This window comes from Acidovorax sp. 99, from assembly GCF_003096455.1.
GTDB classification, from domain to species: Bacteria; Pseudomonadota; Gammaproteobacteria; order Burkholderiales; family Burkholderiaceae_C; genus Acidovorax; species Acidovorax delafieldii.
Window position 1 is genome coordinate 886,743 of sequence record NZ_QEKU01000001.1, and the last position, 11,187, is coordinate 897,929.

An 11,187-nucleotide genomic window follows, 5' to 3' on the forward strand; every position below is an offset into this window, starting at 1 on the left:
CCACATAATTTCAAACCGTCAACCAGATGACAATCACAGCCTGACCCTGACACCCGCCGCGCCTCGGCCTTCTTTCATGCCCTCCCGCTCCGCCATCGTTCTGGCCTCTGCCCTGCACGTGCTGCGCCCTCTGGCGCGCCTGCTGCTGCGCAATGGCGTGGCCTACCCCGCGTTTGCCGCGGCCATGAAGAAAGTGTTTCTGGACGCCGCGCATGACGAACTGCAGCGCACAGGCAAGAAGACCACCGACAGCGCGGTGAGCCTGATGTCGGGCGTGCACCGGCGCGATGTGCGCAACCTCGGCCGTCTGGCCGAGCCCGCTGCTGAGGAAGAAGCGGGCGAAAACCCGTTGAACATGGCCAGCCAGGTGGCCGCGCGCTGGCTGAGCCAGACGGATTGCCTGGACGATGAGGGCCAGCCCCGCCCCCTACCCCGCAGCGGCGAGCCCCCGCACTTCGATGGCCTGGTGGCCAGCATCAGCAGCGATGTGCGGCCCCGCGCGGTGCTCGACGAACTGGTGCGTCTGGGCATGGCCGAGGAAGGTGAGGATGGACTCATCCGCCTGCTGGCCGCCGGCTTTGTGCCGCGCCAGGGCTTTGCCGAGATGGCACAGCTGATGCAGGACAACCTGCACGACCATTTGGCGGCTGCCAGCCTCAATCTGGAGGGCGAGCACAACTACCTGGAGCAGGCCGTGTTTGTGGACCAGCTCAGCGAAGAATCAGCCCACCGCCTGCACGTCGTGGCCGCCAAGGCCTGGCGCCAAGCCTTCAAGACCGTGATGACCGAGGCCCAGGCCCGCTACGACCACGACCAGCAAAACACCCCGCCCGGCGAGCGCAACCGGCGCGCCCGCTTTGGCAGCTACTTCTATGCCGCAGACCAAGATGAACGTCCTTCCTGAACTCTGGGCCCGGGTGGGCCGGATGGCCCTGCTCGCGGCCCGACGGCTGGTGGCTGTCACCACCCTGCTGGTGCTGGCCGCCTGCGGTCCCGGCACCGGTGGTACGGGCACCGGCCCGATCAACGGAGCGGTTTATTTTTCGGGCGCGGGCTTCACGGTAGGAGCCCCCTGCGCTCTGCATTGTGGTGGCACGGACCTGCTGTTGGAAAACGAGCGGGTGGAACTCAACATCACCTGCCAGCGCTTTGTGTTCACCGGCCCGTGGGAGATCGATGCACAGGGCCTGGCACTCCTGAAGGGCACCCTGGAAACCACGGAATTTCCCAACGGGGGCGAAGCCCAAACCCGCACTGTGGCTGCCGAGATGCAACTGCAGTTCAGCGACACCCGCGCCGACAGCAGCCGCGAGGTGGTCGTTACCGTGCGGGACGCACAGGGCAACCTGCTGGTCGCCCCCCGCACGCTGGAGCAGCGCCCTGCTTCTGCAGCAGCCGCCCCCGGGTCCTGCACGCCCGAGGCGCGCTGAAACGACACAGGGCCTGTGCAGACAGGCTGCACAGGCCCTGGAAAAACAGAAACCCGAACCAGCCCCGAACAGGCCGGTGACAAAGAGGGGTGAGGTTACTGGACGCCCGCCACCATCATGCCGCGGTTGCTGCGGCACCAGATCGGTGCCAGGTGTCCAATCTGGATCGTCAGCTCATTGCCCTTGCCCAGCACCGTGGTGGGGCCGTTGCTGTAGGCGTAGCCGCTGTCGGCAGCCTGCTTGGGCAGCTCCACCGTCCAGCCGCTGCGGCGCATCACGCTGCGGCCTTGCTCGGGGTAGAACTGCATCTCCACTTTTTCGCCGTTGCCGCAGGCGTATTGCATGCTGCTGCCATCGGTCGGTGCGCTGAACGCCTGCATCGCGGGGGGCTGGCTCGCGCAGCCCGACAACAAGAGGGTAGCCAACGCACCCGAACCCAGCAAAACCATCGTCTTCATCGGTCACTCCTGACATCGCGGCGCCATCTGACGGCGCCCGACAACTTCCATCCAACGGCTTGTGGCCACCGGCCACCGGGACCCATTCAAAGCCCCGTGGTGATCACCCAAGCACAAACCTTGCCACTCACCACTGCCTGCACCATCCTGATTGCGAGAGACCGAAACTTGCGATTCCAGAGCCGTGACCAACACCCGGTGCAGCGCATGGACACAAGAGTGCCCCAGGCCCCCGGCACCGTCATTGGGGTGATCCCCACATCGAGAGCCTCCTCTAAAGTCTGCCCGCGCCCTGTGGCGCCCTCATGACGGCCCCAGCCCCCTGCAGACGGGGCAGGATTGGAAGCACCGAAGGACCCAATCAGCGATAGAAACATCTGATTACAAGCACCCACACACCAAAATCCGCAGCATCCGACGCGTTTGGTCGGTTATGGACGGGAGGGACTGGGACATACCCTATGAGCCTGCCTGTACGGCTGCTCCGCCCACCGGGCCGGCTCCCCGCCGTCCATGGGTGACAGCAGCGCCCGTGCTCAGCGGATAACCTCGCGGGGCCCGGTCGCCGGCAGAGAACCCCTCTCGACCGCCACGGGCATCCGCTCTGGAGACCTGCCCCCGTGCCCACCCCCTTGCCCGCCACCCCTCTCCTCGCCCCCCGCACTGCCTGGGCCATGCTGCTGGCGCTGGTGGCGGGCTTTGCGCTGAGCCAGGCGTTTCGCACCATCACGGCCATCATGGCGACGGGCTTGCGGGCCGAGTTCGGGCTGTCGGCACAAGCGCTGGGGGTGTTTGCCGGGGCGTTTGCGTTTGCCTTTGGCACCATGCAGCTGTTCATGGGCATCGGCATCGACCTGTACGGCGTGCGGCGCACCCTGCTGGTGGCGTTTCCGCTCACCATTGCGGGCGCGGTGTTGTCGGCACTGGCGCCGGGCTATGGCACGGTGCTGCTGGGGCAGGTGCTGATCGGTGTGGGCTGCGCGCCCGCATTTTTGGTGTGCACCGTGTTCATCGCGCGCTACTTTCCCGCGTCGCGGTTTGCCATGGTGTCGGGCGTGGCCATGGGGGTGGGTGGGCTGGGCATGCTGTTTACCGGCACGCCCCTGGCCTGGCTGGTGCAGCAGTCGTCCTGGCGCATGGGGTTTGGCGTGCTGGCGGGCCTAGCGGCGCTGGCCTGGCTGCTGATCTTCTGGAAGGTGCATGAACCCGCACAACCCATCGACGAGGCCGCTCCGCGCGAATCGGTGCTGGAGGCAGTGCGTGGCTTTGGCGCGCTGTTCCTGCTGCCGCACACCGCCGGCATCATGCTGCTGGCGCTGATGACGTACGCCTCTTTCCTCACGCTGCGCGGGCTGTGGCTGGGGCCGCTGCTGATCGAGCGGCACGGCTATTCACTGGTAGCCAGCGGCAATGTGGCCATGCTGTCGTCGCTGGTGTCGCTGTTCAGCCCGGCCTTTTTTGGTCGGCTGGACCCCGGACCCACACGGCGCAGGCGCTGGCTGCAGGGCTTTACGGCCCTGCTGGCGGCGCTGTTTGCAGCCATGGGCTTTTTGCATGCCGAATGGCTGGACGTGAGCGGCTCCGTGGCCGTGGGCCTGCTGTCCGGCTACATGGTGCTGCAGTACTCGGATGTGCGCTCGGCTTACGCCCCCGCCGTCACGGGGCGTGCCATGGCGGTGTTCACCATGGCGCTGTTCTTGGGCGTAGCGCTGATGCAGTGGGTGACGGGCGTGGCGGCCTCCATCGCCGCCGCACAGGGCGCAGACCCGTATGTGGCGGTGATGTTGACCATTGCCACCATGCTGGGGGTGGGCGCACTGGCCTTCAGGCTGCTGCCCGCGCCCGCCCATTGACCCGATCATTCCCCTGTGCGGGGCCGGGCGGGCACAGTGCCGTGCTGCTGCCCGCCACGCGCCACCACTGCAGCACGCCAAACAGCAGCTCGAACGCGGTAAAACCCAGCACGATGGCATTGGCGCCGTGTGCCACCGCGTAGATCTGCCAGGCCGCAAACAGAAACCGCGCCACGCCGTCCAGCCGCCCGAGCAACACCGTGGGCGCCACGATGCGCGCCACCGACCACACCACCACCACCGAGCCCAACAGGTTGGCCAGCAGCATGTGCGTGGTGTCCAAGGGGTGCAAGGTGCCGGGCAATGCGAGCGCCTGGGCCAGCAGGTTCAGCTGGGCGTAGAGCCAGGCGAAGGTCCAGGGCAAGGCAAAAGGCCAGGTGACGAGCAGGTCGTACCAGCCGCTGGCGCGCACGATGCGCAGATAACGGCCGGAATCGAAAACGGGGATGTGCATGACAGGAAACCTCTGTGAATGGATCAATGAGGCCCCGAGCTTCCACCTTGAAGTACGCTTTAGGGTCAAGCACTTTGTGAAGGGAGCGGGATCATGCTGATCGGTGAACTGGCCACGGCCTCGGGCCTGAGCCGCGAGGCGCTGCGCTTTTATGAACAGCAGGGCCTGATTCGCGCGCGCCGCCTGGACAACGGTTACCGGGACTACCCGCCCGAGGTGGTGACGCTGGTGCAGTACATCCGCACTGCGCAGCAGCTGGGCTTTACCCTGGCGGAGATCGGCGACCGGCTGCCCGCCATCTGGGACGCCGCCGAGCCCGGCCCCGCATTGGCGCAGGTGCTGGCCGCCAAGCTGCAGGAGATTGACGACCGCATTGCCGCGCTGCAGGCCCTGCGCCAGACGTTGGCCGAGCGTGTGGCCACCGACTGCCCGCTGCAGGCCCGGGTGCCACGGGCCAAGGCCTCTTCGCCTGTTTTTTGAGCCGAATCGGGCGGTAGCGCTAGTGCATCATGCGCCAGCAGCTATCAAAAACAGAGCAATTTTCCTTCACCCGCTGAGAAGGTACTAACGCAGCCCTGTCAGGCGGCTGAGGCGGGCACCTGGTGCAGCAGCACCGGGTGGTTGCCATCGGCGTCCGCACTCTCGATCTGCACCCCAAAGCCCCACAGCCGCGCCACGTGCTTGAGCACCTCGTGCGTGTCGTCGGCCAGCGGACGGCCCTGGTACTGGGTGTGGCGCAGGGTCAGGCTGCGGTCGCCGCGCAGGTTCACGTTCCACACCTGGATGTTGGGCTCGCGCGTGCCCAGGTCGTACTGCTGCGACAGCAACTGGCGCAGGCTGCGGTAGCCGTTCTCGTCATGGATCTCGCTGACCACCAGGTCGCGCTCGCCAGCGTCGTCGTGCAGCGCAAACAGGCGCATCTCGCGCATCAGGTGCGGGCTGAGGTACTGGCCGATGAAGCTTTCGTCCTTGAAGTTGCGCATGGCATGGTCCAGCGCGGGCAGCCAGGGGGTGCCTGCGATGTCGGGGAACCAGTGCCGGTCTTCCGCTGTGGGGTTCTGGCAGATGCGCTGGATGTCGCGGTACATGGCAAAGCCCAGCGCATAGGGGTTGATGCCGCTGTAGGCGCGGTGCCCCACGGGCGGCTGGTAGACCACGTTGGTGTGCGAGCCCAGCCATTCGATCATCACGCCATCACTCAGATACCCCTCTTCGTACAGCGTGTTGAGCAGCGTGTAGTGCCAGAAGGTGGCCCAGCCTTCGTTCATCACCTGGGTCTGGCGCTGCGGGTAAAAGTACTGCGCGATCTTGCGCACGATGCGCACGATCTCGCGCTGCCAGGGCTCCAACAGGGGTGCGTTCTTTTCGATGAAGTACAGGATGTTCTCCTGCGGCTCCTGCGGAAAGCGGTTGTGCTCTTGCGCGGCATCCTCTTTGCCGGGGCGGGTGGGTAGCGTGCGCCACAGCTCGTTGACCTGCTGCTGGGCGTAAGCTTCGCGCTGTGCACGCTCCAGGCGTTCGCGCGCCAGGTTCTTCTTGGAGGGGCGGCGGTAGCGGTCCACGCCAAAGTTGGCCAGGGCATGGCACGAGTCCAGCAGCCGCTCCACTTCGCCCGTGCCGTAGCGCTCCTCGCACTGGGCCACATAGTCCTTGGCATACACCAGGTAGTCGATGATGCTGGACGCATCGGTCCACATGCGAAACAGGTAGTTGCCCTTGAAGAAGCTGTTGTGGCCATAGGCGGCGTGGGCAATCACCAGCGCCTGCATGGCGGTGGTGTTCTCCTCCATCAGGTAGCTGATGCAGGGGTTGGAGTTGATGACGATCTCGTACGCCAGCCCCATGTGCCCGCGCCGGTAGCGCCGCTCGGTGGCCAGAAACTCCTTGCCGTAGCTCCAGTGCCGGTAGTTCACCGGCATGCCCACGCTGGAGTAGGCGTCCATCATCTGTTCGGCGGTGATGATCTCCAGCTGGTTGGGGTAGGTGTCCAGGCCAAAGCGCTCGGCCGTGGCGGCAATGGCCGCGTGGTAGCGCTCGATCAGCTCGAACGTCCAGTCGCTCGGGTCGGGCAACGGCTCGGCCGGCCGCGCGCCTGCAGGCAGGGGCTGGCCGGGCACGGCACGGTGGCGGCGCTCGCCCACGGCAGCGGCCTTCCAGGGGTTGTCGCTGAGGCGGCGCTCCAGCACGGGGTACTGCACCACGTTGTTCATGCGGCCACCCCCTCTTTCTTGAAGAGATCGCGGAATACCGGGTAGATGTCACCGGGTGCGGAGACCTTGCGCATCGCAAAGTGGGAGTACAGCGGCGCGAGCTGGCTGTACTCGTCCCACAGGTTCTGTTCTTCCTCGGCCACCTGCACATAGGCAAAGTAGCGCACCAGCGGCAGGATCTTGTCCACCAGCAGGTTGCGGCAGACGCCGCTGTCGTTGGTGAAGTTGTCACCATCGCTGGCCTGGGCCACGTAAATGTTCCAGTCGCCCTGCGGGTAGCGTGCACGGATGATCTGGTCCAGCAGCACCAGCGCGCTGCTCACCACCGTGCCGCCGCTTTCGGTGGAATGAAAGAACTGCTCCTCGCTCACCTCGGCCGCCTGGGTGTGGTGGCGGATGAACACGATCTCGATGGTCTCGTAGTGCCGCGTGAGGAACAGGTACAGCAGGATGAAGAACCGCTTGGCCAGCTCCTTGCGCGTCTCGTCCATGGAGCCCGACACATCCATCACGCAGAACATCACCGCCTGGCTGCTGGGCACGGGCACCGGCGTGCGCGCACGAAAGCGCAGGTCGATGGGGTCGAGGTACGGAATCTTGCCGATGCGCGCCGTGAGCGCATCGATGCGGCGCTGCAACTCAGCCACCGCCTCGCTGGTGCCGTCGTCCTGCGCCAGCAGGGCGTCCAGTTCGGCCTGCAGCGCCAGCAGCTCGCGGTGCGCCGACTTGCCCAGTGCAATGCGCCGGCCCAAAGCGCCGCGCATGGTGCGCAGCACGGCCAGGTTGTTGGGGATGCCGTCCTGGCTGTAGCCTGCGCGGCGCGACTTCCACTGCGGGTTCTCGCCAATGTGGGTGCGCAGCAGGTGCGGCAGCGCGAGGTCTTCAAAAAAGAGCTGCATGAACTCTTCCTTGGTCAGCGTGAAGGTGAAGTCGTCTTCGCCCTCACCGCTGTCGCTGGCCTGCGATCCGCGCCCGCCCGCACCGCCCTGGGGCCGCTCGATGCGGTCGCCACGCACATGCTCTGCATTGCCGGGGTGCACGGTGTCGCGGATGCCGCCCTGGCCGTGGTGGAAGACGGGCTCGCTGATGTCCTTGCGCGGGATGGTGATGTTCTCGGCCTGCTCCATGTCGCGGATGCCGCGCTGCGAGACGGCACGGCGCACCGCATCCGCGATCTGTTCCTTGTAGCGGCGAACAAATCGCTCGCGGTTGCCCACCGACTTGTTCTTGCCAGCGAGCCTGCGGTCGATGATTTGCAATGCCATCCGTTGCTCCCGTTCCCCATGCAGGGCCTGTGGCCCAGGCACCGACCCTAGCTACTCTTGCGCACGCGCAGGTACCACTCGCACAGCAGCCGCACCTGCTTGGGCGTGTAGCCCTTGTTCACCATGCGGGTGACGAAGTCCTCGTGCTTGCGGGCCTCTTCGGCGCTGGCCTTGGCGTTGAAGCTGATCACCGGCAGCAGCTCTTCGGTGTTGGAGAACATCTTCTTCTCGATCACCAGCCGCAGTTTTTCGTAGCTGGTCCAGCTGGGGTTCTTGCCCTGGTTGTTGGCGCGCGCGCGCAGCACAAAGTTGACGATCTCGTTGCGGAAGTCCTTGGGGTTGGCGATGCCGGCGGGCTTCTCGATCTTCTCCAGCTCGGCGTTGAGCGCACTGCGGTCGAACACCTCGCCGGTGTCGGTGTCGCGGTACTCGTTGTCCTGGATCCAGTAGTCGGCGTAGGTGACGTAGCGGTCAAAGATGTTCTGGCCGTACTCGCTGTAGCTTTCCAGGTACGCCGTCTGTATCTCCTTGCCGATGAACTCGGCGTAGCGCGGCGACAGGAACTCCTTGATGTAGCCGGTGTACTTGGTCTCCAGCTCGGCAGGGAACTGCTCGCGCTCGATCTGCTGCTCCAGCACATACATCAGGTGCACCGGGTTGGCGGCCACCTCGGCACTGTCAAAGTTGAACACCTTCGACAGGATCTTGAACGCAAAACGCGTGGAGATGCCCGTCATGCCCTCGTCCACGCCCGCGTAGTCACGGTACTCCTGGTAGCTCTTGGCGCGCGGGTCGGTGTCCTTCAGGCTCTCACCGTCGTACACCTGCATCTTGCTGAAGATGCTGGAGTTCTCAGGCTCCTTCAGCCGTGTGAGGATGGCGAACTGCGCCATCATCTTGAGCGTACCGGGCGCGCACACGGCGTTGCCCAGCGACGATTCGCGGATGAGCTTTTCATAGATGCGGATCTCCTCGCTCACGCGCAGGCAGTACGGCACCTTGACGATGTAGATGCGGTCGAGGAACGCCTCGTTGTTCTTGTTATTGCGAAACGCCTTCCATTCGCTTTCGTTGCTGTGCGCCAGTACCACGCCGTCAAACGGGATGGCGCCAAAGCCTTCGGTGCCCTTGTAGTTGCCCTCCTGCGTGGCCGTGAGCAGCGGGTGAAGCACCTTGATGGGCGCCTTGAACATTTCCACAAACTCCAGCAGCCCTTGATTGGCCAGGCACAGGCCGCCGCTGTAGCTGTAGGCGTCGGTATCGTCCTGCGCAAAGGTTTCGAGCTTGCGGATGTCCACCTTGCCCACCAGGCTGGAGATGTCCTGGTTGTTCTCGTCGCCCGGCTCGGTCTTGGCAATGCCCACCTGCTTGAGCACGCTGGGGTAGCGCTTGACCACCCGGAACTGGCGGATGTCGCCACCGTACTCTTCCAACCGTTTGACCGCCCAGGGCGACAGCACGCGCTGCAGGTAGCGGCGCGGAATGCCGAACTGCTCCTCCAGCACGGGGCCGTCTTCTGCGGCATCGAACAGGCCCAGCGGCGATTCATTGACCGGCGATCCCTTGAGGGCATAGAACGGCACCTTCTGCATCAGCGCCTTGAGGCGCTCGGCAATGGAGCTTTTGCCGCCACCCACAGGGCCCAGCAGGTAAAGGATCTGCTTGCGCTCTTCCAGCCCCTGCGCGGCATGGCGGAAGAAGCTCACCACCTGTTCGATGGACTCCTCCATGCCGTAGAACTCGGTGAAGGCCGGATAGCGCTTGATGACCTTGTTGGCAAAGAGCCGCGACAGGCGCGGGTCGTTGCGCGTGTCCACCATCTCGGGCTCGCCAATGGCGGCCAGCATGCGCTGGGCCGATGTGGCGTAGGCCATGGGATCACGCTTGCACTCGGCGAGGTACTCGTCGATCGACATTTCCTCTTCGCGGCTACGGGCGTAGCGCGCGGCGAAGTTGCTGATGGCATCCATACGACCTCCTGTGGCGGCACCCCTGGCGGGCTCAGGTGGTACCACGGTGTTGCATTGGCAATCGCTACCGGCTTGGTACTTTGTAGCACCACGAACTGCGCTTGAACAGCCAATTCGCGGGCATGTGACTGGCCTTTTTGTGGCGTTGCACATACAGGGATAGAGCGTGGCACACTGCACGAAGTTCACCCTGCAAAACACTGGCAGGGGTTGCCCCGGATAGGGAATATCCTGACAACCGGGAGGTCCTTCCGAAGCCCCGTACGCGACCCCTGCGCCTGAGGCTCATTCGCAGGGCCTGCCCACACTCCCCGTCACAAGGAGCTGGCGCTGGAGCCATCGCCCCGGTAGAGCCACGGCACATCCAGCACGCGTTCACCCAGCAGGCGCAACGACAGGTCGCGCCCCCAGCGCACGGGCCCCGTGGCGTGGAAGATGCGACCATTGCGCGTGGACCTGGCCTGCACCCGCGCGTTGCGCTGCCAGCGGTTCAACGCATAGCGGCGCAGGCGCAGCGGTACATCGAGGTCATGCATGGCCAACGCCCGCTGCAGCTCGGCCGCGTCTTCAATGGCCATGCCAGCCCCCTGCGCCAGGTACGGCCGCATGGGGTGCGCGGCATCGCCCAGCAGGGCCACCAGGCCTTGTGCCATCTCGTCGGCGCTGCGCACCGGCGGGCGGTCGCACAAGGGCCACAGGCGCCAGCCAGCACCACCCACGGCGCTCACGCTGCGCACCACGTCCTGCAGCGCAGTGCAGGTGCCTTGCAGCGCATGATCCAGGCCAGCGGCGTTGGCGGCGTGGTCCCAGTTCTCCAGGTCTTGCGGCGCAGGCCCTTGCACGATGACCACCAGGTTCTGCAGCTCGCCCCGGCGCACGGGGTATTGCACCGCATGCAGGCGCGGGCCCAGCCACGCGGTAACCTGCGCCGTGCGCAAGGCGTCGGGCAGCGCATGCTGCGGCACCAGCGCGCGATAGGCCAGATGCCCCGTCACGCGCGGCGGCACAGCGCCCAGAAGCTGGGTGCGTGTGCGGCTCCAGAGGCCATCGGCACCGATCAGGGCATCGCCCTCGACCTCCTTGCCCCGGCTGGTGCGCACGGTCACCACGCCGTCGGCATCTGCAAAGCTGTCGATGGCATGCTCTAGATGCAGTTGCGCGTCGGTGTATTGGGTCACTGCAGACAGCAGCAGGCCATGCAGGTCCGCACGGTGGATGGTGGCGTAGGCCGCGCCGTAGCGCTCCACCGCTGTGGGCCCCAGGGGCAACACGGCCAGGTCCTTGCCGCTGACGGCGTTGCGCACCTGCAGCCGGCTGGGGAAGGCCGCCACTGCTTGCAGCGGCTGCTGCAGGCCCCAGGCCTGCAAGCGGCGCACCACGTTGGGCCCAATCTGCACGCCCGCACCCACTTCGCTGAAGGCAGCAGCACGCTCGTACAGCCGCACCTCCCATCCCGCCCGCGATGCGCCTAACGCAGCGGCCAAGCCGCCAATGCCGCCACCGGCGACCAACACCTGTTTTTTCATGGCGCGATTGTGAACTGCGCG

Annotated in this window: 10 protein-coding genes; 4 read left to right on the plus strand and 6 right to left on the minus strand. The window is 65.6% G+C overall.

Features of this window, described 5'->3' with window-relative positions:
* Nucleotides 1–76: 76 nt before the first annotated feature.
* Together C8C95_RS04215 and C8C95_RS04220 are read left to right on the plus strand one after the other, a co-directional pair.
* Complete coding sequence (locus C8C95_RS04215; RefSeq protein ID WP_116747760.1) at nucleotides 77–904, plus strand: DUF6502 family protein; 828 nt, start codon at nucleotides 77–79, stop codon at nucleotides 902–904.
* The gene (locus tag C8C95_RS04220; RefSeq protein ID WP_133246206.1) at nucleotides 888–1,430 is read left to right on the plus strand and encodes a hypothetical protein; all 543 of its coding nucleotides are present in this window, start codon (nucleotides 888–890) and stop codon (nucleotides 1,428–1,430) included. Before C8C95_RS04215 ends, C8C95_RS04220 begins: the two co-directional genes overlap by 17 nt.
* A 95-nt stretch (nucleotides 1,431–1,525) precedes the next feature.
* On the opposite strand, the gene C8C95_RS04225 is transcribed toward C8C95_RS04220, so the two are convergent.
* A complete protein-coding gene (locus tag C8C95_RS04225) occupies nucleotides 1,526–1,888 on the minus strand; it encodes an MliC family protein (protein ID WP_056066623.1) in 363 nt (120 codons plus the stop codon).
* 674 nt (nucleotides 1,889–2,562) lie between these two features.
* Between C8C95_RS04225 and C8C95_RS04230 the strand changes: the two genes are divergently transcribed.
* Nucleotides 2,563–3,741 (plus strand): MFS transporter, encoded by a 1,179-nt coding sequence (locus C8C95_RS04230; RefSeq protein ID WP_116750132.1) that lies wholly within the window; start codon nucleotides 2,563–2,565, stop codon nucleotides 3,739–3,741.
* Here the strand turns inward: C8C95_RS04230 and C8C95_RS04235 are convergent.
* Nucleotides 3,713–4,195: a hypothetical protein gene (locus C8C95_RS04235; protein ID WP_116747762.1), complete on the minus strand. Its 483-nt coding sequence runs from the start codon at nucleotides 4,193–4,195 to the stop codon at nucleotides 3,713–3,715. The two genes, C8C95_RS04230 and C8C95_RS04235, sit on opposite strands and share 29 nt — an antisense overlap.
* Nucleotides 4,196–4,288: 93 nt before the next feature.
* Here C8C95_RS04235 and C8C95_RS04240 point away from each other — a divergent pair, with 93 nt between their 5' ends.
* A complete protein-coding gene (locus C8C95_RS04240; protein ID WP_116747763.1) occupies nucleotides 4,289–4,675 on the plus strand; it encodes a MerR family transcriptional regulator in 387 nt (128 codons plus the stop codon).
* Nucleotides 4,676–4,773: 98 nt separating this feature from the next.
* Here C8C95_RS04240 and C8C95_RS04245 read toward each other — a convergent pair whose 3' ends face one another.
* The 4 genes from C8C95_RS04245 to C8C95_RS04260 form a co-directional block, all read right to left on the minus strand.
* Complete coding sequence (locus C8C95_RS04245) at nucleotides 4,774–6,405, minus strand: SpoVR family protein (RefSeq protein WP_116747764.1); 1,632 nt, start codon at nucleotides 6,403–6,405, stop codon at nucleotides 4,774–4,776.
* Nucleotides 6,402–7,670 (minus strand): YeaH/YhbH family protein, encoded by a 1,269-nt coding sequence (locus tag C8C95_RS04250; protein ID WP_116747765.1) that lies wholly within the window; start codon nucleotides 7,668–7,670, stop codon nucleotides 6,402–6,404. The genes C8C95_RS04245 and C8C95_RS04250 overlap by 4 nt, the downstream gene beginning before the upstream one ends.
* 47 nt (nucleotides 7,671–7,717) lie before the next feature.
* Entirely contained in the window at nucleotides 7,718–9,640 is a 1,923-nt protein-coding gene (locus tag C8C95_RS04255) for a PrkA family serine protein kinase (RefSeq protein ID WP_060984991.1), read from the minus strand.
* Between the two features lie 314 nt (nucleotides 9,641–9,954).
* On the minus strand, nucleotides 9,955–11,166 hold the full coding sequence (locus C8C95_RS04260; RefSeq protein ID WP_116747766.1) for an FAD-dependent monooxygenase: 1,212 nt from the start codon (nucleotides 11,164–11,166) through the stop codon (nucleotides 9,955–9,957).
* Nucleotides 11,167–11,187 lie beyond the last annotated feature (21 nt).

Bases quoted from the DNA above. Each gene is read 5' to 3' on its own strand.
- C8C95_RS04215 (WP_116747760.1), top strand. From the start codon at position 77: ATGCCCTCCCGCTCCGCCATCGTTCTGGCCTCTGCCCTGCACGTGCTG.
- C8C95_RS04220 (WP_133246206.1), top strand. From the start codon at position 888: ATGAACGTCCTTCCTGAACTCTGGGCCCGGGTGGGCCGGATGGCCCTG.
- C8C95_RS04225 (WP_056066623.1), bottom strand. From the start codon at position 1,888: ATGAAGACGATGGTTTTGCTGGGTTCGGGTGCGTTGGCTACCCTCTTG.
- C8C95_RS04230 (WP_116750132.1), top strand. From the start codon at position 2,563: ATGCTGCTGGCGCTGGTGGCGGGCTTTGCGCTGAGCCAGGCGTTTCGC.
- C8C95_RS04235 (WP_116747762.1), bottom strand. From the start codon at position 4,195: ATGCACATCCCCGTTTTCGATTCCGGCCGTTATCTGCGCATCGTGCGC.
- C8C95_RS04240 (WP_116747763.1), top strand. From the start codon at position 4,289: ATGCTGATCGGTGAACTGGCCACGGCCTCGGGCCTGAGCCGCGAGGCG.
- C8C95_RS04245 (WP_116747764.1), bottom strand. From the start codon at position 6,405: ATGAACAACGTGGTGCAGTACCCCGTGCTGGAGCGCCGCCTCAGCGAC.
- C8C95_RS04250 (WP_116747765.1), bottom strand. From the start codon at position 7,670: ATGGCATTGCAAATCATCGACCGCAGGCTCGCTGGCAAGAACAAGTCG.
- C8C95_RS04255 (WP_060984991.1), bottom strand. From the start codon at position 9,640: ATGGATGCCATCAGCAACTTCGCCGCGCGCTACGCCCGTAGCCGCGAA.
- C8C95_RS04260 (WP_116747766.1), bottom strand. From the start codon at position 11,166: ATGAAAAAACAGGTGTTGGTCGCCGGTGGCGGCATTGGCGGCTTGGCC.